Source organism: Paraperibacillus marinus, assembly GCF_046237605.1.
GTDB classification, from domain to species: domain Bacteria; phylum Bacillota; class Bacilli; order Bacillales; family DSM-1321; genus Paraperibacillus; species Paraperibacillus marinus.
On record NZ_CP143542.1, the window covers coordinates 2,815,119 to 2,837,840 of the forward strand.

The 22,722-nt window shown below is 47.0% G+C and carries 23 protein-coding genes; all 23 read right to left on the reverse strand.

Annotated elements, in window-relative coordinates; translation table 11 throughout:
• Positions 1 to 101 precede the first annotated feature (101 nt).
• Positions 102 to 1,802, reverse strand: coding sequence for a proline--tRNA ligase (locus tag V1498_RS14160; RefSeq protein ID WP_409294346.1), 1,701 nt, complete (start codon positions 1,800 to 1,802; stop codon positions 102 to 104).
• Between the two features lie 87 nt (positions 1,803 to 1,889).
• On the reverse strand, positions 1,890 to 3,149 hold the full coding sequence (rseP, locus tag V1498_RS14165; protein WP_409299301.1) for an RIP metalloprotease RseP: 1,260 nt from the start codon (positions 3,147 to 3,149) through the stop codon (positions 1,890 to 1,892).
• A gap of 29 nt (positions 3,150 to 3,178) precedes the next feature.
• The gene (gene dxr / locus V1498_RS14170; RefSeq protein WP_409294347.1) at positions 3,179 to 4,324 is read right to left on the reverse strand and encodes a 1-deoxy-D-xylulose-5-phosphate reductoisomerase; all 1,146 of its coding nucleotides are present in this window, start codon (positions 4,322 to 4,324) and stop codon (positions 3,179 to 3,181) included.
• A 46-nt stretch (positions 4,325 to 4,370) separates the two neighbouring features.
• On the reverse strand, positions 4,371 to 5,165 hold the full coding sequence (locus tag V1498_RS14175; RefSeq protein WP_409294348.1) for a phosphatidate cytidylyltransferase: 795 nt from the start codon (positions 5,163 to 5,165) through the stop codon (positions 4,371 to 4,373).
• 86 nt (positions 5,166 to 5,251) lie between these two features.
• Positions 5,252 to 6,019, reverse strand: coding sequence for an isoprenyl transferase (locus V1498_RS14180; RefSeq protein WP_409299302.1), 768 nt, complete (start codon positions 6,017 to 6,019; stop codon positions 5,252 to 5,254).
• Positions 6,020 to 6,357: 338 nt separating this feature from the next.
• Positions 6,358 to 6,915, reverse strand: a complete 558-nt coding sequence (gene frr / locus V1498_RS14185) for a ribosome recycling factor (RefSeq protein WP_409299303.1) — start codon at positions 6,913 to 6,915, stop codon at positions 6,358 to 6,360.
• Between the two features lie 2 nt (positions 6,916 to 6,917).
• Positions 6,918 to 7,640 (reverse strand): UMP kinase, encoded by a 723-nt coding sequence (pyrH, locus tag V1498_RS14190; RefSeq protein ID WP_409294349.1) that lies wholly within the window; start codon positions 7,638 to 7,640, stop codon positions 6,918 to 6,920.
• Between the two features lie 108 nt (positions 7,641 to 7,748).
• Positions 7,749 to 8,633: a translation elongation factor Ts gene (gene tsf, locus V1498_RS14195; protein ID WP_409294350.1), complete on the reverse strand. Its 885-nt coding sequence runs from the start codon at positions 8,631 to 8,633 to the stop codon at positions 7,749 to 7,751.
• A gap of 180 nt (positions 8,634 to 8,813) precedes the next feature.
• Positions 8,814 to 9,524 (reverse strand): 30S ribosomal protein S2, encoded by a 711-nt coding sequence (rpsB, locus tag V1498_RS14200; RefSeq protein WP_409294351.1) that lies wholly within the window; start codon positions 9,522 to 9,524, stop codon positions 8,814 to 8,816.
• 156 nt (positions 9,525 to 9,680) lie between these two features.
• Positions 9,681 to 10,280 (reverse strand): DUF6115 domain-containing protein, encoded by a 600-nt coding sequence (locus V1498_RS14205; RefSeq protein ID WP_409294352.1) that lies wholly within the window; start codon positions 10,278 to 10,280, stop codon positions 9,681 to 9,683.
• A 9-nt stretch (positions 10,281 to 10,289) separates the two neighbouring features.
• A complete protein-coding gene (locus tag V1498_RS14210; protein ID WP_409294353.1) occupies positions 10,290 to 10,589 on the reverse strand; it encodes a hypothetical protein in 300 nt (99 codons plus the stop codon).
• Positions 10,590 to 10,624: 35 nt separating this feature from the next.
• Positions 10,625 to 11,386 (reverse strand): FliA/WhiG family RNA polymerase sigma factor, encoded by a 762-nt coding sequence (locus V1498_RS14215; RefSeq protein WP_409294354.1) that lies wholly within the window; start codon positions 11,384 to 11,386, stop codon positions 10,625 to 10,627.
• Between the two features lie 235 nt (positions 11,387 to 11,621).
• A complete protein-coding gene (locus tag V1498_RS14220; protein WP_409294355.1) occupies positions 11,622 to 12,122 on the reverse strand; it encodes a chemotaxis protein CheD in 501 nt (166 codons plus the stop codon).
• Positions 12,112 to 12,747: a chemotaxis protein CheC gene (locus V1498_RS14225; RefSeq protein WP_409294356.1), complete on the reverse strand. Its 636-nt coding sequence runs from the start codon at positions 12,745 to 12,747 to the stop codon at positions 12,112 to 12,114. Before V1498_RS14225 ends, V1498_RS14220 begins: the two co-directional genes overlap by 11 nt.
• 1 nt (position 12,748) lies before the next feature.
• On the reverse strand, positions 12,749 to 13,192 hold the full coding sequence (locus V1498_RS14230) for a chemotaxis protein CheW (protein WP_409294357.1): 444 nt from the start codon (positions 13,190 to 13,192) through the stop codon (positions 12,749 to 12,751).
• 62 nt (positions 13,193 to 13,254) lie between these two features.
• Positions 13,255 to 15,291, reverse strand: a complete 2,037-nt coding sequence (locus tag V1498_RS14235; protein ID WP_409294358.1) for a chemotaxis protein CheW — start codon at positions 15,289 to 15,291, stop codon at positions 13,255 to 13,257.
• 95 nt (positions 15,292 to 15,386) lie between these two features.
• Entirely contained in the window at positions 15,387 to 16,478 is a 1,092-nt protein-coding gene (locus V1498_RS14240; RefSeq protein WP_409294359.1) for a chemotaxis response regulator protein-glutamate methylesterase, read from the reverse strand.
• Positions 16,479 to 16,480: 2 nt separating this feature from the next.
• Entirely contained in the window at positions 16,481 to 17,353 is an 873-nt protein-coding gene (locus tag V1498_RS14245; protein ID WP_409294360.1) for a MinD/ParA family protein, read from the reverse strand.
• A complete protein-coding gene (gene flhF, locus V1498_RS14250) occupies positions 17,337 to 18,527 on the reverse strand; it encodes a flagellar biosynthesis protein FlhF (protein ID WP_409299305.1) in 1,191 nt (396 codons plus the stop codon). Before flhF ends, V1498_RS14245 begins: the two co-directional genes overlap by 17 nt.
• A 2-nt stretch (positions 18,528 to 18,529) precedes the next feature.
• On the reverse strand, positions 18,530 to 20,566 hold the full coding sequence (gene flhA / locus V1498_RS14255) for a flagellar biosynthesis protein FlhA (RefSeq protein WP_409294361.1): 2,037 nt from the start codon (positions 20,564 to 20,566) through the stop codon (positions 18,530 to 18,532).
• Between the two features lie 24 nt (positions 20,567 to 20,590).
• Positions 20,591 to 21,673 carry a flagellar biosynthesis protein FlhB gene (gene flhB / locus V1498_RS14260; RefSeq protein ID WP_409294362.1) on the reverse strand — a complete coding sequence of 361 codons (1,083 nt, stop codon included), beginning with the start codon at positions 21,671 to 21,673 and terminating at the stop codon, positions 20,591 to 20,593.
• Positions 21,673 to 22,449, reverse strand: coding sequence for a flagellar biosynthetic protein FliR (gene fliR, locus V1498_RS14265; RefSeq protein WP_409294363.1), 777 nt, complete (start codon positions 22,447 to 22,449; stop codon positions 21,673 to 21,675). The genes flhB and fliR overlap by 1 nt, the downstream gene beginning before the upstream one ends.
• A gap of 3 nt (positions 22,450 to 22,452) precedes the next feature.
• Positions 22,453 to 22,722 (reverse strand): flagellar biosynthesis protein FliQ, encoded by a 270-nt coding sequence (gene fliQ, locus V1498_RS14270; protein WP_409294364.1) that lies wholly within the window; start codon positions 22,720 to 22,722, stop codon positions 22,453 to 22,455.

Below are 22,722 nucleotides of genomic sequence, written 5' to 3' on the forward strand. Positions count from 1 at the left end.
CAGATTCACTTTGCCGTGTCTTTTAATCTGCAAGGAAATAACCTTCATGCCGATTTCTCTAAAAAAAGTCCAGGGAGCGGGAGGCTCCCTGGACTTATCTCTTAAACCAGGTGTTTCTGGATTATTTCTTTGATTTCATCTTTACCGGCTTCGATGATTTCGCCGGTTTTGCGGATTTTGATTTCAACGATTCCTTCGGCCGCCTTCTTGCCGGCTGTAACTCTCACCGGGATGCCAATCAGGTCTGAATCTGCAAATTTAACTCCAGCCCGCTCCGGCCGGTCATCAATAAGGACTTCAAGTCCGGACGACTTCAGTTCCTGGTAAATGTCATCTGCGAGAGTCCGCTGGCTTTCATCTTTAACATTTACCGGGATAACATGCACAGTATAAGGAGCCAGGTTTGCCGGCCAGATGAGTCCTTTCTCATCATTGAACTGTTCAGCCACAGCCGCAAGCGTCCTTGATACCCCAATTCCATAGCAGCCCATGATCATGGCTTGTGAGCGGCCGTTCTCATCAAGGAACGAAGCGTTCATCGCTTCACTGTAGCGCGTACCCAGCTTGAATACATGACCGACTTCAATGCCTTTGGCAAATTTGATGAGCCCGCTGCCATCCGGAGACTTGTCCCCCTCTTGGATGAAGCGGAGATCAGCATAGCGGGAAACCGTAAAATCACGGTCCGGATTTACATTAACATAATGATAATCCTCTGTATTTGCCCCGCAGACTCCATTCAGGACAGATTTCACGCTATGATCTGCAATGATCTCAAGGTCGCCGGAAATGCCCACAGGCCCGATAGAGCCTGGCTCGCATCCAGCCGCCTCTTTCACTTCCGGGGGGCTGGCCAATTCCACGGAAGACGCTTCAAGCAGATTCTTCAGCTTGATATCATTGATCTCATAATCGCCTCTGACCAGAACCAGCACATATTTACCGTCTGCTTTAAAGACAAGTGATTTGATGAGATTCTCTTGGGCTGTATTTAGGAAAGCCGCAACCTCTTCAATCGATTTTTGATTTTCCGTATGCACTTTTTCAAGAGGCACTGCCTCCCCTGCCGGACGTTCGTAGTCTGCGATCACAGGAGCCATTTCAATATTGGCTGCATAATCAGATGTATCAGAATAGGCAATGGTATCTTCACCAATATCTGAAAGAACCATGAATTCATGGGTATCTTTGCCCCCCATTGCCCCTGAGTCTGCTATTACAGCCCGGAAATCGAGTCCGCAGCGCCGGAAAATATTGCTATAGGCGTTAAAAATCTTCTCATAGGAGTCATCCAGGCTCTCCTGGTCAGCATGGAAGGAGTACGCATCTTTCATGATGAACTCCCTCCCCCTTAGAAGTCCAAAGCGGGGGCGCTTTTCGTCACGGAATTTTGTCTGAATTTGATAAAGGGCCAGCGGCAGCCTTTTATATGATTTGATTTCATCCCTGATGATGCTTGTTATCACTTCTTCATGGGTGGCACCAAGGGCAAATTCCCTTTCATTCCGGTCCTTCAGGCGCATCAGCTCTGAGCCGTATGTGTACCAGCGGCCGGACTCCTGCCAAAGCTCTGCCTGCTGCAGGGCAGGCATCAGCAGTTCGACAGCATCCGCTGCTTCCATTTCCTCACGGATAACACTTTCTATTTTTTGGAGAACCTTTCTTGCGAGCGGGAGATAGCTGTAAACTCCGCTTGAATTCTGTCTGATAAATCCTGCACGCAGCAACAGCTGATGGCTTTTCGTATCTGCATCCGCAGGAACTTCCCTCAGTGTAGGGATAAGTGTCATACTTTGTTTCATCTAATAGCACCCCATCTGTTTATTCAAGAAAATTACGGGGCAGAAGGAAACTTGACCACCTTCTGCCCATTAGCTTAAAGCTCTCCTTTATAGGAAAAAGCGCTGGATATCATTCCAGGTTACGACCAGCATCAGGAGCATAAGGAGGGCAAAGCCGATAAAATGGACGACGCCCTCTTTCTGGCGGTCGATCGGTTTGCCGCGCACTGCTTCGACGGCAAAGAACAACAGCCGTCCCCCATCAAGTGCCGGGATTGGCAGCAGATTCATGATCCCAAGGTTGATGCTCAGCACTGCCGCCCATTTGAACAGGGAAATGACCCCGGTCTTCGCGACTTCTTCGGTGGATTTATATATTCCTACCGGCCCGGATAGGGCATCGATCGTAAATTGGCCTGTCACCAGCTGCCCAAGCATGATTCCGATCTGCTTCGTCCAGAAATAGGTCTCTGTGAAGCCGGAGACGAACACTTTGGACGGGTCCTTTTCTACCGGTGGATATACGCCGATAACCCCTATCTTCTTGTTCTCCCTTTCAATTTCCTTCGGTGTAACTGGAATTTCCAGTGTCTTGCCATCCCTCTCTACTATGAAGGCAATCTCTTCCCCAGGATGCTTTTGTATAGCTTCCTGTATATCCATCCAGGAGGAAACCTCTGTACCGTCTATGGATTGGACCGAATCGTTTTTCTTTAGACCTGAACTTACAGCTGCTCCGTCATTGGTCAAGGAACCGAGTTTAGGTTCGTCCACAACTATCCCGGACAGCGCACCTATAATCCAAAAGAGCACGATTGCCAGGAGGAAGTTCATCATCGGCCCCGCAAAAATGGCCATGGTCCTCTGCCCAAGTGTTTTCGAGCCGAACTGGCGGTCATAAGGGACAATTTGGTTGTCCGCTCCGTCTTCAACAAGTATGGCTTCCGGATGGACCCTGAAGGTTTGAAGAGCTTCATCATCTCCGTCTTCATACCCTTTAATAGTCAGGCTGTGCTCGAGATCCGCCCTCTCAACTTCTATGATCTTGATGTCCGGATATTTTTCTTTATTATTGATGATGATCTTTTCAACTATGGCATCAGCGTTCAGGATGAGCCCTACCCTGTAGCCCGGTTTGATTTCAGTGATGTCTGCATCTTCGCCAGCCATCCTGACATATCCGCCTATGGGCAGCAGCCTTATTGTATATAGAGTTTCATTCCGCCTGGCTGAAAATACTTTAGGCCCTATCCCTATTGCAAATTCCCGGCATAGAATGCCAGCCCTCTTCGCAAAGACGAGATGGCCCAGCTCATGGAAAAATACAAGAGCCCCAAAAATTAGGATAAAGGCAATCACTGTCTGCAACGTCTGCACTTAATCAACCACCCTTTAATTTATATAGTGTTCACATATTCCCTGGTCTCGGCATCTATGCTGCGGATTGCAGCCAGATCAGGGGCATGGATGAGATTGTGCCTTTCAAGCGCTTTGTCTATCAAATCCTCGATTTGAAGGAAGCCAATCTCGCCGCGCAAAAACCTGGCGACTGCCGCTTCATTGGCGGCATTCAGCACCGATGTCATGCTGCCTCCCGCTCTGCCGGCATCATAGGCGAACCTGAGGGCTGGAAACCTTGTGAAATCCATCTCTGAAAAATGGAGGGTTCCAGTTTCCGCCAGGCTGAGCCTCCTGGCCATCGGCATGGCAAGACGCTCAGGAAATGTGAGGGCATATTGGATTGGCACCCTCATATCCGGCGTGCCCAACTGGGCTATGATACTTGAGTCGTGAAATTCGACCATTGAATGAATAATGCTCTCCCTGTGTAGGAGCACCTTTATTTTATCGTAAGGCATATCATAAAGCCAATGTGCCTCAATGACTTCCAGTCCTTTGTTCATCATGGTCGCAGAATCGATTGTGATTTTGGCGCCCATTGACCAGTTAGGATGGTTCAGCGCATCATCGATTGTTACGTTCTTCAGTTCTTCGCGGGTTCTGTCACGAAAGCTGCCTCCGGAAGCGGTGATAATCAGGCTTTCGATGTTTTTATCATTTTCACCTTGAAGCGCCTGGAAGATCGCTGAGTGCTCACTGTCGACAGGCAGAAGGTGGACTCCATGCCTTTTTGCCGCATCCATTACCAAATGTCCGGCAGTCACCAGTGTTTCTTTGTTGGCTATGGCAATATCCTTCTTTTCCTCGATTGCCTGAAGAGTCGGTTCAAGGCCCACACTTCCGATTACTGCATTTACAACGATATCTGTATCAGCATGGCATGCAGCTTCAACCAGTCCTTTTTCTCCTGAGGTGAAGGATATGCCCTGTCCTAAAAATTCACGCTTCAAGTCATTGCAGTCTTCCTGTGATTGGACGGAAACCAGCTTTGGTGAAAATTCACGGATGATCTGCCTGGTCAGTTCCATATTCTTTCCGGAAGAGATGGCCGCAAGACGGAATTGATCCGGATTTGCCCGGATGATATCGAGCGTCTGTGTGCCAATGGAGCCGGTCGCTCCTAAAAGACTGATGTTTTTCAATGCATTCAACTCCTATAAAAAACCTGCAATGTAAAGTATTTCACTGTTAAATGAAGTGAAGCAGATGGAGAATGGGCAGTACAAAGATCAAGCTGTCCAGGCGGTCAAGCACGCCTCCATGGCCCGGAAGCAGCTTACCGGAGTCCTTCACCCCATATACCCTCTTGTAGGCTGACTGCACTAAATCCCCAATCTGCCCAAAAACAGAGATAAACACCGATATGGCAAGAAGCTTCCATAGCGGTTCGGGAATGTCGATAAACAAGGCAAAAACTACTGCAACCAGGAGTCCGCAGACAATTCCGCCTATTGCTCCTTCAATGGTCTTATTCGGGCTGATATCTGGCCACAGCTTGTTTTTCCCGGCGGCTTTCCCAATAAAGTAAGCACCGGAATCCGCTGCCCAGATCGTGAACAATGTAAAGAACAGAAAAGCCAGTCCATTGTCCAGGGCCCTCGTTTCATACAGATAGTAAAAACCCATGCCTGCATACAGGACACTCAGAAGCAGGAATCCGGCATCCTCAAATTTGAACCTGTTTTTTGAGAGGACGGTATATGACAGGAGCAGCAGGACCAGGATCAGGACCACCGAGGTTTTCGTATAATCCCCTTTTTGCAAGAACTGGGCGCCGCCATCCGGGAGAAGGACGACCCAAAGACCTATAAAGGAGAGGATGGACGGAATACTGAAAACCGCCAGCTTCTTCATTCTTATCAGTTCATATAAACCAATCGTGCCTAATAAATACGCAGCTGCAAGCAAAGGGAATCCACCATAGATGACTATTGGAAGAAAAATGGCCGCTGCAATAACACCTGTAATTATTCTTTGTTTCATTCTTGACTTTTCCTCACCTTCATTAAAGCGGTTCATATATATTGATGTTCTGGCATATCCCGGGACATACCCATACGCACACCAGCTTACACACCGCCATATCTTCTGGACCTGCTTTGATAATCATGAACTGCCTGCAGCAGATGGTTTTCACTGAAATCCGGCCAATATACATCCGTGAACCAAAATTCAGTATAGGCCGACTGCCAGAGCATGAAATTGCTCAGCCTTAGTTCTCCGCTCGTCCGGATCAGCAGGTCGGGATCAGCCAGTCCATCTGTCATCAAATAGCTGGAAAATAATTTTTCATCAATCTGTTCCTGCCCTATCACCCCGGCAGATATATCCTTCATCATTTGCTTCATTGCCATTAATATTTCAGAACGGCTGCCATAATTCAGGGCAAAATTCAGGATCATTCCTGTATTCTGCTCTGTATCGCGCATTGCCTTCTGCACCACTTTGAGCGTGTGGGCAGGAAGTGCTTCCGGTTCCCCAATCATCTGCACCCTGACATTCTGCTCTATGAGCTCCGGGAGGAATGTGCCGAGAAACTCCTCCGGCAGCTTCATGATGAAGTCGACTTCTGTCTGCGGACGTTTCCAGTTCTCAGTGGAAAACGCATAGACGGTTAATACTTCAACCCCAAGTTCACTGGCAAGCCTTGTAATCTTCTTGACTGTCTTCATTCCTTCATGGTGTCCGGCAACCCTTGGAAGTGCCCTTTTCTTCGCCCAGCGCCCATTGCCATCCATAATGATCGCAATATGACCGGGAACCGGGTGCTTTTTCACTTCTTGTATCTTATCAGCCAGTGTGGCGGTGCCTTTATTTTTCAACCGTTTCAAAAACATTTCCATAATACGTATCCCCCATTGAATAAACTCATTTAGCCCAGAGTATTTTCAATATGTATGTTCTTTATTGATTTGAATCTATTTAATAATAACAAAAAAACCGATAATCTCCTATAATTATCAGGAAAGTACTGAAACCGCCGGCATATACTAAAGCCAGGCCGGCCGTCTTTTTTGCTTTGGGAGCTGAATGCCGCATCCCGCTTTGTCCGGCAGATTACTTAAGTATACACGCCCTGTATAAAGATAGAACTATGGAACTGAATATAACGGCATATGGCAGACTGAATAAAAAAAATCCCCTCTGACAGGGGCATTGGGTAACTATGAATGGATTAAACTTCAAGAATTTCTTTTTCTTTGTCCTTGGTAATGGTATCCACCTTGGCAATATAAGAATCTGTTGTTTTTTGGATTTCATCTGAATATCTGCGAAGCTCATCTTCAGTGATTTCTCCATTTTTTTCAAGCTTTTTCAAGTCATCATTTGCATCACGGCGTACATTTCGGACTGCGATTTTAGCCTCTTCGGATTCTTTCCTTACCTGCTTGACCAGATCCTTACGGCGTTCTTCAGTCAGTGCCGGGATGGCCAGGCGGATAACCGATCCGTCGTTCGTTGGATTGAGGCCAAGGTCCGACTTAAGGATTGCTTTTTCAATCTCACCAAGGACCGTTTTGTCATATGGCTGTATGACCAGAAGACGAGCTTCCGGCACAGAGATGCCAGCGACCTGGTTAACCGGAGTCGGTGCACCGTAGTAATCGACCGTGATCCTGTCAAGCAGTGAGGCATTGGCCCTTCCTGCCCGTATGCTTGCAAGCGTCCGGCTGTAAGCGCCGATTGCCTTGTCCATTCTATCTTTTGCATTTGCTGTTACTTGTTTTGGCATCATTATTTCCCCCTGACGATTGTTCCGATAGTTTCGCCCATAACGGCTCGTTTTATATTACCCTTTTCCATGATTGAAAACACGATAAGAGGTATGTCATTATCCATACATAGGGAAGAAGCGGTGGAGTCCATTACTGCAAGGCCTTCTTTAATCACGTCCAGGTAGGAAAGCTCTTCGTACTTCACTGCATTCTCATCTTTCTGCGGGTCGGCATTATAGACGCCATCCACATTGTTTTTGCCCATTAAGATAACTTCTGCTTCAATTTCAGCAGCACGTAACGCAGCGGTTGTATCGGTTGAAAAATAAGGGTTCCCAGTTCCGGCTGCAAAGATGACGACTCTTTTCTTTTCAAGATGCCTGATTGCGCGCCTTCTGATATAAGGCTCTGCTACCTGCCTCATTTCAATGGAAGTTTGTACCCTTGTTTCAATCCCCTGGTTCTCCAGGCTGTCTTGCAGAGCCAGCGAGTTCATGACTGTGGCAAGCATTCCCATGTAATCGGCGGTTGCCCGGTCCATGCCCATTTCACTGCCGATTTTGCCCCGCCAGATATTTCCTCCGCCAACGACTACGGCTACTTCCACACCCAGTTCGGCAACCTCCTTAACCTGTTCGGATACAGATTTAATCACCTCAGGGTCGAGACCGAAGCCCAGATTGCCCGCTAATGCTTCACCGCTTAGTTTTAATACGACACGATTGTATTTTGCGCTGCTCATAAAAACCTCCAACATGTGAAATCTCAATTAGTATTCAATGTGAAGCAAGATATTTGAAAAAAAGGGAACACATGGTGTCCCCTATTTTCATTGCTTTATTTCAGGAAATCAGTCTTTTTTAACTTGGCTCATAACTTCTTCAGCAAAGTTATCCTGGCGTTTCTCGATGCCTTCACCCACTTCAAAGCGTACGAAGCTTGCAATCTTGCCGCCTTTGGATTCAACGAATTTTCCTACTTTTACATCTGGGTTTTTAACGAAAGTCTGGTCATTTACACAGATTTCTTCATAGAATTTATTGATTCGGCCTTGGACCATTTTTTCAACGATCTTTTCAGGCTTGCCTTCGTTAAGTGCCTGCTCTGTCAATACTTTGCGCTCGCGCTCGATTTCATCAGAAGTCACTTCGTCACGTGATACATAAAGAGGTCTCAGGGCAGCGATGTGCATAGAAACATCTTTTGCAGCTTCTGAGTCAGTAGTACCTTCAAGCACAGTAAGAACACCGATGCGTCCGCCCATATGAAGATATGCACCGAATGCATCGCTGTCAGATTTAGTTTTAACCGCAAAACGGCGAAGAGTCAGCTTTTCCCCAATTTTAGCGATTGCTGCATTGATGTATTCTGCAACAGTTGAACCATTTTCCATCTTTTGCTCAAGAGCTTCCTCGACAGAAGAAGGCTTGTTTTGAAGAAGATGGGAAGCAAGTTCTTTAACAAGAACCTGGAAGCCTTCGTTTTTAGCAACAAAATCTGTTTCTGAGTTAACTTCAAGGATCACAGCTTCATTGCCTTCGGTCAGGATGTAAGCAGATCCTTCAGCAGCGATGCGGTCTGCTTTTTTAGCTGCGCTTGCAATGCCTTTTTCACGAAGGAAATCGATTGCAGCTTCCATGTCGCCGTTTGTTTCAGTCAATGCTTTTTTGCAGTCCATCATGCCTGCGCCTGTTTTTTCGCGAAGTTCTTTAACCATTTGAGCAGTTACTGCCATAATAAAACTCCTCCTGTTATTTAAAAGATATGTAGCCTTTAGCATGTCCCCTGTATCGATGCTGGAATCATCTGCCGCAGGCAAAATTTTTTTGGTCCAGTACAGATTCGTAAACTGACACTGTCCCTTTCTTAAAAAAAGGTGATAAAAGGCCTTATCCTCTTATCACCTTTTGCTAAATTAAGCAGTTGTAGTTTCAGTTTGCTCTTCACTTTGTTTAACTTCTAAAATAGCGTCTGCCATTTTACCAGTCAAAAGTTTCACAGCACGGATTGCATCATCGTTTGCAGGGATTACATAATCGATTTCATCCGGATCGCAGTTTGTATCAACAATACCTACAAGCGGGATGTTCAATTTATGAGCTTCTGCAACTGCAATGCGCTCTTTGCGAGGGTCGATGATGAAGATCGCATCAGGAATACCCTTCATATCTTTAATTCCGCCTAAGAATTTTTCAAGGCGTTCCCATTCTTTTTTAAGCTGGATAACTTCTTTTTTAGGAAGCACTTCGAATGTACCGTCTTGTTCCATCTTTTCGATTTGCTTAAGACGAGTAATACGTTTTTGAATTGTTTCGAAGTTTGTTAATGTACCGCCTAACCAGCGTTGGTTAACGTAGTACATACCTGCGCGTGCAGCCTCTTCTTTAACAGATTCCTGTGCTTGTTTTTTAGTACCTACAAAAAGGATTGTTCCGCCGTTTGCAGCAACTTCTCTTACGAAGTTGTAGGCTTCTTCAACCTTTTTAACTGTTTTTTGCAGGTCAATGATGTAGATGCCGTTACGCTCGGTGAAGATATATTTCTTCATCTTTGGGTTCCAGCGGCGAGTCTGATGTCCGAAATGCACACCAGCTTCTAGTAATTGCTTCATAGAAATTACTGACATTTTGTGTTCCTCCTAATGGTTTTTTGTTTTCCTCCGCCCTCATCATCTCCGGACAAAACTGATTCATCAGCACCAATGTCCGAATCCCTGGACGTGTGTATTAACACCGTTGACTAATATAGCATAATTAACTTATACATTCAAGTAATTTGTTGATCAGCCATGGAATTTTATCAAAAGCTCAATCTCTGTTTTGCCTTTATTGAGTTTTTTGGCAATTTCATCAACCCCAAGACCGGATTCCTTCATCTTAAGCACTTGCTGTGCCAAGGGATTATGACCTCCTGCCTGCACCTGGTCCTTTTGAGCAAGCTGTTCTTCCAATTCTGTTTTAAAGGAAGGTTTTTTTAAGGAGCTGCTTCTTTTGGTCAGTTCCAGAACGTCTCTTGGTCCGCCCTCTATCAGAGAATCAGCATACCCGCCATCCTCCGCCGATTCATGGCTTGGGTATATCGATGGCGGCCGTCTATGCCCCTCCGCTCTTGCAGCAGGCTTGACAGGGGCAGTTTTTCCCTTTCGTTTCACAGCTGCAGTGGCTTTGCCTGGCTGGGCTTTTTCCAGATCTCTCAGGAATTGCTCATTGTCCTCTTTCAGCTCCAGCACGAATGAAGATAATATGGACTCCAGCTCTTTCACTGCTTCTTCCTGTTTTTTCCCGCCTGCAAGCATGGAATTTTGCCGGGAGTATAAAATGATGATGCCGAAAATAGAAATAATGTTCAATAAAAAGCTAAAGAATAAGAGAAATATTGTCATGGGTCCTCACTAACCGGAAAAGTCCACAAAGGCCCCTTTGAAAGGGTGGGGAGCAGGGGCATCTTCCCGTGAGCTTTCACAGCAGGCAGGCTGCAAATCTTCCGGCTGCCGCCCTCCGTTGTCAGCCTGTGTCTTTTCCAATTCATTTTTTCTGGTCACTGAGCTGCGCCTGCGTCTTGCTTCCTTATCGATTTCCCTTGTGGCCTCTGCGTTCTGGAGCTGCCCCCTCTGCTGAAGCTGCTCCTGCACTTTTTGTGCATCCAGGGTTCGGGGCAGGGCAATCTGCATTTCAATTGCTTTGAGGCTCATCTATATCCATCCTTCCCATCATGCACATGGAAAGCTTACATTGCCTTAGTCAGGATCGCCCTCAGCTTTGAGATGGCCCGGGAATGAATCTGTGAAATTCTGGAGGTGGAGAGTTCCATAACCTGTCCGATTTCTGTCAGAGTAAGCTCTTCTTTATAAAATAGCTGGAGAACCAGCTGCTCTTTTTCATTCAATTTTGAGATGACCTGGGCCAGCTCGGCAAATAACTCGCCTTTAAGGAGCTGTTCCTCTGGGAGAAGTGCCTTCTCATCCTTAAAGACCATTTTGTTGTCTTTTTCTTCATGTTCCTGAGGGGATTCATCCATGGAAAGGACGTTCGAAAAGAAGCTTTCATTCATTACTGAAGAAATTTCGTCCTCAGGAAGCTGTAATTCGGCTGCAATATCTGCAGGAGTTACAGCCCGCATCAACCGCTGCTCAAGCTTTTCAGCCGCCGCCTCGATTCTTTTCGTCTTTTCCCTGGAACTTCTCGGAAGCCAGTCTTCTTTTCTCAGCCCGTCAATGATTGCACCTCGGATCCGGAATGAGGCATAGGTATCAAATTTCAGGTCCCTGCCTGGGTCAAAGCGTTCCAATGCATCGAATAACCCCACCATCCCAAGACTCCGGATATCATCCCGGCTTACGTTCTTGGGCAATGTCGCAGAAATGCGCTGCACATGATATGAAACTAAAGGCATGTATTTCCTCACAAGTGCGTCTCCTGCCTCGGGATCACGCCAGTCAGTCCATTTTTTCCATAGCGCCTGCTCATCACGGGCTGTTACTTGAGACATTTGACTCCTCCTTACACCTATTGGCTGTATTCATTCAGCAAAACCATAGTCATTATATCAGTCTTCCAAAACATAAATAAGGGCTTTTTATCCATAAAAACTAGTAAAATAGTTATGTTTTATTCACTTTGTTCCTGAAACTTTTCTGCTATGAAACAGGAGGGGAGAATGCTGAGCGCGGATACTCCACTTCCCGGGGGCCTTCCCGGCGCCCGCAAGCTTCGGTTTCATCCATTTAGATAACTAACAGAGTCTTATTAACACTCCTGATATGCATCCGTCCTGTTCCCGGGTAAAATTCAATCGTCCTTCCGCTGCTTCCCCCGGTGTCCTCGGCTGAAAGCTGAATATTCAGGCAGTCCAGGCTCTCTTTTACCGCCTCCACATTTCTCGGCCCGATTCTCATCAGGTCACTTCCTCCCGCAAACTGGAACATTTGCGCCCCGCCTGCGATTTTAGCCTGTATGCCATGGCGGCTCGCTCCCTGGCTCAGCAGCAGCTTCAGCAGCTCGGGAACCGCTGTATCGGCATACTTCCCTATGCTCGCACCCAGGCCCCTGGCAAGCCGGGAGTCCGGCAGCATGATATGCGCCATTCCAGCGAGTCCTTTTGCTAAGTCAAAAATCACCACGCCGACACAGGACCCAAGGCCGGCTGTCCTCAGCAAGTCGGGGGCTGCTGCCAAGTTCAAATCGGCAATCCCCACTCTCACTACTTTACCTTGATCAATCAGCATACCCATGCGCTCCCAGTGCTTTAAATATAACTTCAAAAGAGGCTGAATCCGGAATAAGGAAAAAATGGCCGTTCCATCCGTTTCCGTCTTCCCTTTCCATGGCTGTATTGATTACGATGGCGGAGTCTCCTGATTGTGATATTTCAATCAATCCCTGGCTGATTACCGCTCCAGCCATATCTACACAAAAATAAGGAACGGAGGGATGGATGTTAAGCTGCGTGAGGTCAGAGAGAGAGGACAGATAGGAGCCGGCCAGGATATTGGCCAATTCTTTTAAAACCGAGCTGCCAAACTCCGTGAACCCTGTTTCAGCATGAACCTCCGGCTCCTCCCCTGCCAGCAGGGATATAAAGCGGGATGCCTGCTTGATGGGCAGCAGGAAGAAAAGGCTTCCCGGTGCATCCCCTTCAATTCTGAAATACACGCTCGCAGTTACTGTTTCAGCCCCCCCGGCCATTTCCATCATTTCATCAAATGAGACGACCCGGACTTCAGGAATCTTCATATCCACTTTCTTATTTAAAAGCCTGGAAAGGGCAGTAGCTGCATTTCCGGCTCCTATATTGCCTATTTCTCTTAAAATATCCATTTGGAAACTGGTAATCTCCTGATGGATTGACATCTTACCCTTCCCTTTCGGCAAGCGCCAGCTCTTCCGGTTTTAGGATATTTTCAAGGTTCAATAAAATGATCAGCCTTTTATCCTTTTTAGCCACTCCATCTATATACGTTTCATCAATAGAGCCGGCTACTTCAGGCTGCGGTTCGATCGCAGCCCCGTCTATGTCAAGCACATCATTGGCAGCATCCACAATAAGACCTACCTCGAGGCCTTCTGCCTGCGCGATAATGATCCTCGTCTGATCTGTGGGAGTGTCTGACCCGAGTCCCAGCCTCGCGCGCAGGTCAATCACTGGAATGATGACCCCCCTGAGATTCAAAACTCCTTTTACAAAGCTTGTGGTGCGGGGAACCCTTGTAATATGCTGCATTTTCTCAATGGATCTGACTCTTCCCACCGGAAGGGCATATTCATTACCGCCAAGCTGAAATATGATGATTTTCATGTTCCTTGACTCCGTTAACACATCGGATCCTGTCATATCTTCCACTCTCCTAAATCTGCATTCTATTTAATTAAAGCATTGCAATCAACGATTAGAGCCACCTGGCCGTCGCCGAGGATCGTAGCTCCTGAAATGGCGAATACAGACTGAAGATAAGCTCCCAGTGATTTTAAAACGATTTCCTGCTGCCCGATGAACTGATCTACTACCAGACCGGCCATCTTTTCCCCTTTTCGGACAATAACCAGTGAGTAGTACTCATCCTGCTCGACAGTTTCTGGAACGTCAAAAACATCTTTCAGGAAAATTACCGGCACAACCTTCCCTCTGAAGTCGATTACTTTTTGATTATGAGCAGTCAATATCTCAGATTTTTTAATAATGGCAGTCTCTATAATGGAAGAAAGCGGTATGGCATACTTTTCTTCCTGTACTTCTACCAGCATGACAGAAATGATGGATAGTGTGAGCGGCAACTGAATTGAAAAAGCAGACCCCCTCCCTTCCCTCGAATCAATGGCCACTGTTCCCCCAAGAGATTCTATCTTATTCCGGACAACATCAAGACCGACTCCCCTTCCGGAGATATCCGAAATAACTTCTGCAGTGGAAAAGCCTGAGGCGAAAATCAAGTCGTAAACCTGCTTATCTGTCATCAACTCAGCGGTCTGCTCGGTGACGATTCCTTTTGAAATCGCCTTTTGCACGATTTTCTGACGGCTCATACCGGCCCCGTCGTCTTCAATTTCTATGAAAACGTGATTTCCGCTGTGATAGGCCTTAAGTGTGACTGTACCTTCTTCATTCTTGCCATTCTTTCTTCTTGTTTCCGGCATTTCAATTCCATGATCAAGAGCATTCCTTATAAGATGAACCAGAGGATCGCCGATTTCATCAATCACGGTGCGGTCAAGCTCTGTATCGGCACCGATGATCTCCAGATGGATTTTCTTGTCCAACTCACGCGCCAGCTGGCGGACCATTTTTGGAAAGCGGCTGAACACTGTGTCAACCGGCACCATTCTCATATTCAGGATAATATTCTGAAGGTCCCCTGAGATCCTTGACATGCGTTCGACTGTCTCGCTCAGCTCCCCGTTATTTACTTCCTTAGAGATCTGCTCCAGCCTTCCGCGGTCGATCACCAGCTCCTCAAATAAATTCATCAGGATGTCCAGGCGCTCGATGTTGACTCGGATGGTCTTGCTTCCTGCGCTCTGGGTTTTGGTTTCCGGTGATTTGGTCTCAACGGCCTGCGGTGTAGCTACGCCTGGCGTCTCAGCCGGTTTATCAGCATCCCCGCCCTGGATTGAACCTGCTTCAACAGCTCCTGCTTCCTGCTCATCAAGAGCCGCAATGGTTACGGAATCAATTTCCGAAACCTTCATGACTTTGCTTCGGATTTCCTCTTCACTATTCATGGTCACAAGAGTGACCGTAAATTCATTTTCAAATTGCTCTTCCTCGAGCAGTTCGACTGACGGATTTGACTTGATCACTTCCCCGAGATTTTCAAGCACTTCAAACACCATATATACCCGGGCTGCTTTCAACAGGCAGTTTGCCCTCACTTCAACTGTCACTTCAAAGCATTGGAAGCCTTGTTCCCTTGACTGTTTAATGACAGTCATCTCAAATTCATCATATCTAACCTTTGGGGCCTGCTTTTCAGCAAGTGCAGGGGCTGCCTCCTGGACTGCGGCATTCATTGCCAGCGGCTTGCCCTCATCAATCAGGTTCAGCTTATTGACCACTTCCGTGACATCCCGCTTCCCATCTCCGCCTTCAGCAATGGAAAACACCATGGCTTCCAGATCATCCACAGCCTGAAAAACAACATCCAGAATATCGACCGTAACAGTATATTTCTGATTGCGGATGCCATCCAGCACGTTTTCCATTTTGTGTGTCAGGTTTGCCAGGTCCTCATAGCCCATCGTTGCCGACATTCCTTTAAGGGTATGTGCAGAGCGGAAAATATCATTTACTATACTCAGATCTTCAGGACTTTTCTCCAATTCAAGCAGCTGCTGGCTGCAGGTCTGGAGATGCTCCTTGCTTTCATCAATAAAAACCTCAAGATATTGACTCATGTCCATGTTTAACACGTCCTTTAATTTATAGCTCTGTTAAAGCTGATTTTCGTTACAGGTGCTTCGTTTTTCATTCAACAGGTAAAGAAATCAACATTACCCTATAACAGAGCCTGATTTTTAGAGAAATATATGACAGCACTGGCTATGTTGTCTACATTTTCCACTCTGTCGACCAAACCTGTAGCAATGGCTGCTTTTGGCATACCGAACACCACGGATGACTCCTTCGATTCGGCAATGGCAATCAGCCTTCCGCTGTTTTTCAGGGCCTGCAGGCCCTTCGATCCGTCATGGCCCATCCCTGTCATGATGACAGCAATCTTGGCGTATTCCTGCTGCTCTGCAAGGGATTCGAATAGAACATCCACTGAAGGTCTATGTCCTTGGCGCGGCTTTTCACGGCTGAGGACGGCGGCCAGGCTCAGTCCTGCCTTTCTTACTGTCAGATGAAAGCCTCCCGGCGCTATGTAAGCTGTTCCTTTTTGCAGCAGTTCACCATCCTCCGCTTCCTTGACGATTATACGGGACAAAGAATTCAGCCGTTTCGCCAGCGAAGCAGTGAATCCTTCCGGCATATGCTGAACAATCAGGATTGGCACTCCAATGTCCTCCGGAAGACTGGACAGGACGTGCTGGAGTGCTCCAGGTCCTCCCGTCGAAGTTCCGATGCAGATGACTTTTTTGATACCGGCAAAGGGCTTATCATTTTTCGGTATTACGGTTGTTTGAGGCCCAGGATATTGTGTCTGTCTTCGGCCCCTGGCCCTCGCCCGCATCAGCTGCTTCACATCCATCCTTGCAGCCTCGGCCACTTTATCCAGCAGGCTGCTTTTCACTTTTTCCAGATCAAGTGATATCGGTCCTGATGGCTTTGGAACGAAGTCGAAGGCTCCGAGCTCGATGGCTTTCATGGTATTATCAGCTCCTGCCGTCGTGGTGCTTGACAGCATTATGCATGGAACCGGACACGCCTCCATGATCATTTTCAGGGCATCCAGTCCGTCCATCAGCGGCATCTCTATATCAAGGGTCACAACATCCGGCTTTAATTCCTTTACCTTCTGCAATGCCTCTTTTCCGTTCCTCGCCGTGCCAGCGACCATGGTCCGGGAATCTTCTTCCAGGAAGCCTGTAATAAGCTTTCTCATGAATGCAGAATCATCCACAACCAGGACTTTAATGGGTTCCATAATCAAGCCTTCCTTCCAAACATATATTTTCTCAGACGCCGTATAAAACCTGTTGCTGCAGAAGGAGTGACTTTATCTGAATCTCTTTCAAGGAATTCACCGGCAAGGGATACCAGGGCCCTTGAAATCCTGGAGCGCGGATTTGCAATCAGAAATGGGGTCTGCCTGATGACAGCTCTTTGTACTTCAGAATCCTCCGGCAGGATCCCAAGACTGAAGATATCCCGGCCGAGGAACTGTTTCACCGCTGACTGGAGCCTATTAATGGTCAAGCGTCCTTCTTTTTCCCCGGGAGCTTTGTTGCAGATTAAAGAAAAAGGCGCATTATGCTGCATCAGCGTAATATATTTTATCGCTGCATATGCATCCGTCACGGCAGTCGGTTCAGGTGTCGCAATCACAAAAATTTCATCTGCGGCCAGGAGGAAGGGGAGGGTATCCTCGGATATGCCTGCTCCCATATCAAATATGACAAAATCAAAGAGATTCACCACACGGCCGAACTCTGAAAAAAAGTGATTCTCCTTCTGGCTGTCAAGATGGAAAATGTCCGACAAACCAGTCCCTCCTGCGATGTAGGAAATGCCTGAGGGACCTTCTGTGATTACGTGTTCAAGCGGCAGGCTCCCCTCGAAGAAATGAACGATATTCTTTGAAGGTGTATTCCCAAGCAGGATGTCGATATTGCCCATTCCAATATCCATGTCTATGAGAAGGACCTTTTGTCCGTAATTTGACAGAGCAATCGAAAAATTCAACGAAAAATTGGATTTACCTACACCGCCTTTTCCACTGATTACGGAAATAGCTCTGGCCTGCTTCCTGGTTTTCTGCTGTTCTACTAACTGCCGCAAAGCTTCAGCTTGATCTTTCATTGCCTGTATCCCCAAATAGCAGATTAAGTAACGTTTGATGCCCTGCCTCATTGATATCGTCCGGAACATTCTGACCATTCGTGATAAAGGCTGGCGCAATTTGGTATTTCACTGCCAGATTGAATACCGCTCCCCGGCTTTCCGTTTCATCAGCCTTTGTAAAGATGAGGCCGTCTACAGGCAGAATGGAAAATTGTTCGATAATTTTTTCCATGTCCGGCTGACGGGCAGCCAGCGAAAGAACAAGGAAATTTTCCATATTATTTTTATAATCGATCAATTCCATCAAATCTTTAACATATTCCTGATTTTTGTAATTCCGGCCGGCTGTATCGATGAAAATATGGTCATAATCTGCAAAACGTTCCGCTGCCCTCTTAAAATCTTCTATATGATAGACGACCTCCATCGGCACCCCGAGGATTCCTGCATACGTTTTTAACTGTTCGATGGCCCCTATACGGAAGGTGTCCGTGGTGATGAAAGCAACCTTCTTTTTCTGTTCTACGACAAATCGGGAAGCAATCTTTGCCAGTGTGGTCGTTTTGCCGACACCTGTCGGCCCGGCAAGGCTGATGTATTTTTTAGTCACCCAGCCCCTGCCGTCCGGCTTTGGCAGGATTTTTAGTATTTCTTCCCCAGCCCAGGCAGCCACATCATCCTGGGCTGCACTGCCGGTATTCTTATACCATTTTTCAACCAGTTTGGCGGACAGCCCTTTCCTTATTTCTGGATCCAGATCATGCTCTTTTAAAAGATCGGCTACATGCTGGACCTGTTTCGGAAGGGGGGTAGTATCCAAGGTATCAGACAATCCAGCCACCGTTTCCTTTAACTGGGAGATTTCCTTCAGCAAACTGTTTTCTTCCAGCCGTTTCGCTTCACTTCCTGCTGTGACTGATGTCCGCGTACTGTCTATGGCAGCTGGTGTCACCGAATGAGTGAGGTTTCGGGCCGTTTTATGGGCCTTCTTATCTTTCAGCTTCGGTTTAACAGCGTCCTGCCTTGGCTTTGGATCGATAGCTGCCACGACTTCAAACATCCGCTTTTTGAATAGACCGAGGATGCCTCCTGTATGGATGACCTTCGAATTCAAGATGACGGCATCGTTTCCCAGTTCATCTCTAACCTGTTTCATGGCAAGCGCCATAGTGGGCGCTTCAAATTTCTTCACCTTCAATCTACATTCACCACCCCTACGCTTTGTACTTCCACATTCGATTCAAGTTCATTGTAAGAAAGGATCGGCACGTGCGGGAAATACCTTTCCGTCATTTGTCTTATATACATCCGTACTGCTGGAGAACAGAGGATGATGGGCGACTGCTCAAGGAGCGCCGCTTCTTCAAGGCGCCCTGCGACTGCTTCGAGGATTGCCTGGGAAGCCTCCGGGTCAAGGGATAGATAATTGCCATGCTCTGTCTGCTGGATGCCTTCTGCCACAATTTTCTCCACTCTTCCAGACAGAGTGATGACCTTAAGGCTCTCTCCGCCCTGCGAATATTGAGTGGTAATCTGCCTTGCCAGCGCCTGCCTCACGTATTCCGTGAGCAAATCCGTATCTGTCGAAAGTCTGCCGAAATCAGCAAGAGTCTCAAATATGACCGGAAGATTCCGGATCGATACCTTTTCCTTAAGCAGCTTGGCAAGCACCTTTTGCACATCGCCTATCGACAGCGGGTTAGGCGTCACTTCCTCCACAAGGATCGGCGAGCTTTCCCTCAGATGGTCGATCAGCTGCTTGGTTTCCTGTCTTCCAAGAAGCTCATGGGCATTTTGCTTAATGATTTCAGTCAAATGGGTGGAAACAACGCTTGGAGGATCCACAACGGTATAGCCCATCATTTCGGCATGCTCCTTCGTTTCTTCAGAAATCCACTTGGCCGGCAGGCCGAAGGAAGGCTCAACTGTGTCGATTCCTTCTATTTCATCATCTTCCATCCCAGGGCTCATTGCGAGATAGTGGTCAAGCAGCAGTTCGCCCCTGGCAGCTTCATTTCCTTTTATCTTCAATCGGTACTCGTTCGGATTAAGCTGTATATTATCGCGTATCCGGACAACAGGGATCACGATTCCGAGTTCAATGGCCAGCTGTCTCCGGATCATGACAATCCGGTCAAGAAGGTCCCCGCCCTGATTGGTGTCTGCCAGCGGTATCAACCCGTAGCCGAATTCAAATTCAACTGGGTCGACGTTAAGCAGGTTTACCACACTTTCCGGACTTTTCATCTCATCTGTTTCAATCTCTTCCTCTATTTCCATCAGCTCGGCTTCTTCCTTCTTAGGAGCCCTTCCTGACATATACCCCCCAAATATCAGTGCAGCTGCCACTGGCAGGGTCACTAGGTCATTGATTGGGGTGAACAGGCCAAGAAGCGCAATAGTGCCGCCGGCAACATAAAGCATTGGTGGAAATGCAAGAAGCTGTGAGGTAATGTCTGAACCAAGATTTCCTTCCGAGGCGGCCCTGGTCACGACAATACCGGTTGCAGTTGAAATGAGAAGCGCAGGGACCTGGCTTACGATCCCGTCGCCTACAGATAAAAGCGAAAAATGGTGTGCAGCTTCCCCGAAGCTTAGGTCCTGCTGCATGATCCCGATGATAATCCCAAAAATTAAGTTGATCAGGACGATGATGATGCCTGCTATCGCATCTCCCTTTACGAACTTGCTTGCTCCGTCCATTGCGCCGTAAAAATCAGCTTCACGGCTGACTTTTTCACGTCTTTCTCTAGCTTCCTTTTCAGAGATCATGCCGGCGTTCAGATCAGCATCAATGCTCATTTGTTTACCCGGCATCGCATCCAGGGTGAATCTGGCCGCTACTTCAGAGACCCTTTCAGAACCCTTGGTAATTACGATGAATTGGATAATGATCAGGATAAGGAAGACAACAAGCCCTACTACGATATTCCCGCCGACAACGAAGGTCCCAAATGTTTCTACAACCCCACCGCCGTCACCTGTACTCAAAATGGATCGGGTTGTAGAAACATTCAGTCCTAACCGGAATAATGTGAGCAGCAATAACAGTGATGGGAAAATGGAGAACTGCAGCGGTTCCTGCATATTCATGGAAGTAAGCAGAACTAAAAGAGCGAGAGAAATATTCACGATGATAAGCAGGCTCAATAACCATGTTGGAAATGGGATGATCAACATGGCCACAATTAAAATGACACTCATTAGGACTGATAAATCTCTTGCTTGCATAACTTTCTCTCCTATCACGGTTGCTCAAATTTTACCTTTTAATTTGTAGACATACGCCAATATTTCGGCGACAGCTTTAAAGAATTCCTCTGGAATCGCCTGTCCAATCTCACTTGAATCATAAAGAGCGCGGGCAAGCGGCCTGTTTTCTACCATGGTGATGTCGTTTTCCCCTGCTACAAGTTTGATCTTCTGTGCGATGAAATCTACCCCTTTTGCCACTACTGTCGGGGCTTCACTTTTTTCCTCATCATATTTAAGGGCAATGGCAAAATGGGTTGGATTTGTGATTACCACATCCGCCTTCGGGACTTCCTGCATCATTCTCTGCATGGCCATTTCTCTTTGCCTTTGTTTAATCTTTGATTTTATGAGAGGGTCCCCCTCAATGTTTTTATATTCATCCTTGATATCCTGCTTGGACATCCTTATGCTTTTTTCAAAATCAAACTTTTGATAAAGATAATCCAGAAGCGACAAAAACAAAAGGGCACCGCCTGCAAACAGCCCCACATTCAGCGTGATTTTTCCGAGCGCTGCCATGGCGTCTCCCGGGGATTTCTGTGAAAGGAGCATAATTTCCGGAAGCTTATCCCATACAACAACGAACGTAACCAGTCCGACCAGCGATATCTTTAGAATGGACTTCAATAATTCCACCAGCGCCCTTAGTGAAACGATCCTTTTAAATCCGCTGATGGGATTTATTTTATCCAGCTTGAATTGGATGGCTTCGGTCGAGAACATGACTCCCACCTGGACGTAATTCGCAAGTGCACCAGCCACCATCGCTGCTCCGAGTATGGGAGCAAGCACGAGGGCCACTTCCTTTACCAGCCCTGTAAAAAGGGGCTGTATGCTGTCCTGGTTAAGGTTGATATTCTTGAAATCTCTTAAATATTCTGTGAAGATGAACATCATTTTACCGGCCATGGAAGGACCTGTAATCACCAGCGTGAAAAACACCGTCAGCAGGACAACCGCTGTATTGACGTCCTGGCTTTTTGCTGTCTGTCCCTTCTTTTTGGCATCTTCCCTTTTCTTCGGTGTCGCTCTTTCCGTTTTTTCACCGGAAAAATATTGCAGATCAAGATGCAGAAAATTCATTATGCTCCCCCTAAGATCTGCATAAGTCCCCTCATGGAGACCAATGCGTATTCAAACAGGCTTCTGACAGACATCATCAAGGCTCCAAATACAGCAATAAGGATGAAGAAGCTGACGATGATCTTTACAGGAACACCCACCACAAATATGTTGAGCTGCGGAACGGTCCTTGCAACAATGCCAAGGGCTACATCCACAAGGAACAGGCTCCCGACCAGCGGTATTGACATCTGCAGGGCAGCAAGGAAGGTCTGGTTGAACACTTCAGCAGCATGGATCATAAAAGGCTCAGAGCCAAAGGGCTTAAAGACTTTATCAATCGGGACAGCCTCATAGCTGTAAAATATGCCGTCAAGCAGCAGATGGTGGCCATTGGTCGCCAGCAAAAACAGCAGGGCTGTCGTATAAATGTATTGTCCGAGCAGCGGTCCTTGAGCACCAGTTTGTGGATCTATGACATTGGCGATGGCAAAGCCCATTTGGAAATCGATAAACCCGCCGGCCATCTGAACGGCAGCCATTACCATATACGCTATGAAACCAAGGACAATCCCTACAAGAGCTTCCTTAATGGCCAGCAGAAAAAATAAGTAATCAATTTCGAGGGCTGGGGCATCAATGGTGTAATACATAATCCATGCGAGAAACACACTAAAGCCGATTTTATGCATGGCGGGAATCGTCCGGTATGAGAAGATGGGGCATACGACGAAAAAGGTTGTTACCCTTACAAGCACGAGCAGAAAAACTGCAAATTTAGGAACCAGCTCTTCCATGCCCTAACCTATGAACCTTGTAAGATTTGAAAATATTTCAGTAGTATATGAGAGCATATGGCTCAGCATCCAGGGACCAAAGAAAACCAGTCCGACGAGCACGGCAACTATTTTCGGTACAAAGGCAAGCGTTTGTTCCTGTATCTGGGTGGCAGCCTGGAAAATACTGATTAAAAGTCCGACGACCAGCGCCAGTGCGAGCAGCGGGCCGCTGATCAACAGGACGGTCATGATGCCTTTTTCTGCTATAGATATTACAAACTCTGAATTCAT

Bases quoted from the DNA above. Each gene is read 5' to 3' on its own strand.
- flhA (WP_409294361.1), bottom strand. From the start codon at position 20,566: ATGCAAGCAAGAGATTTATCAGTCCTAATGAGTGTCATTTTAATTGTG.
- frr (WP_409299303.1), bottom strand. From the start codon at position 6,915: ATGCCAAAACAAGTAACAGCAAATGCAAAAGATAGAATGGACAAGGCA.
- V1498_RS14160 (WP_409294346.1), bottom strand. From the start codon at position 1,802: ATGAAACAAAGTATGACACTTATCCCTACACTGAGGGAAGTTCCTGCG.
- V1498_RS14225 (WP_409294356.1), bottom strand. From the start codon at position 12,747: ATGTCAATCCATCAGGAGATTACCAGTTTCCAAATGGATATTTTAAGA.
- V1498_RS14220 (WP_409294355.1), bottom strand. From the start codon at position 12,122: ATGCTGATTGATCAAGGTAAAGTAGTGAGAGTGGGGATTGCCGATTTG.
- V1498_RS14230 (WP_409294357.1), bottom strand. From the start codon at position 13,192: ATGAAAATCATCATATTTCAGCTTGGCGGTAATGAATATGCCCTTCCG.
- V1498_RS14245 (WP_409294360.1), bottom strand. From the start codon at position 17,353: ATGAAAGATCAAGCTGAAGCTTTGCGGCAGTTAGTAGAACAGCAGAAA.
- V1498_RS14215 (WP_409294354.1), bottom strand. From the start codon at position 11,386: ATGTCTCAAGTAACAGCCCGTGATGAGCAGGCGCTATGGAAAAAATGG.
- flhB (WP_409294362.1), bottom strand. From the start codon at position 21,673: ATGAATTTTCTGCATCTTGATCTGCAATATTTTTCCGGTGAAAAAACG.
- V1498_RS14180 (WP_409299302.1), bottom strand. From the start codon at position 6,019: ATGTTTTTGAAACGGTTGAAAAATAAAGGCACCGCCACACTGGCTGAT.
- V1498_RS14175 (WP_409294348.1), bottom strand. From the start codon at position 5,165: ATGAAACAAAGAATAATTACAGGTGTTATTGCAGCGGCCATTTTTCTT.
- pyrH (WP_409294349.1), bottom strand. From the start codon at position 7,640: ATGAGCAGCGCAAAATACAATCGTGTCGTATTAAAACTAAGCGGTGAA.
- V1498_RS14205 (WP_409294352.1), bottom strand. From the start codon at position 10,280: ATGACAATATTTCTCTTATTCTTTAGCTTTTTATTGAACATTATTTCT.
- fliR (WP_409294363.1), bottom strand. From the start codon at position 22,449: ATGGAAGAGCTGGTTCCTAAATTTGCAGTTTTTCTGCTCGTGCTTGTA.
- rpsB (WP_409294351.1), bottom strand. From the start codon at position 9,524: ATGTCAGTAATTTCTATGAAGCAATTACTAGAAGCTGGTGTGCATTTC.
- V1498_RS14210 (WP_409294353.1), bottom strand. From the start codon at position 10,589: ATGAGCCTCAAAGCAATTGAAATGCAGATTGCCCTGCCCCGAACCCTG.
- V1498_RS14240 (WP_409294359.1), bottom strand. From the start codon at position 16,478: ATGGAACCCATTAAAGTCCTGGTTGTGGATGATTCTGCATTCATGAGA.
- tsf (WP_409294350.1), bottom strand. From the start codon at position 8,633: ATGGCAGTAACTGCTCAAATGGTTAAAGAACTTCGCGAAAAAACAGGC.
- V1498_RS14235 (WP_409294358.1), bottom strand. From the start codon at position 15,291: ATGGACATGAGTCAATATCTTGAGGTTTTTATTGATGAAAGCAAGGAG.
- fliQ (WP_409294364.1), bottom strand. From the start codon at position 22,722: ATGAATTCAGAGTTTGTAATATCTATAGCAGAAAAAGGCATCATGACC.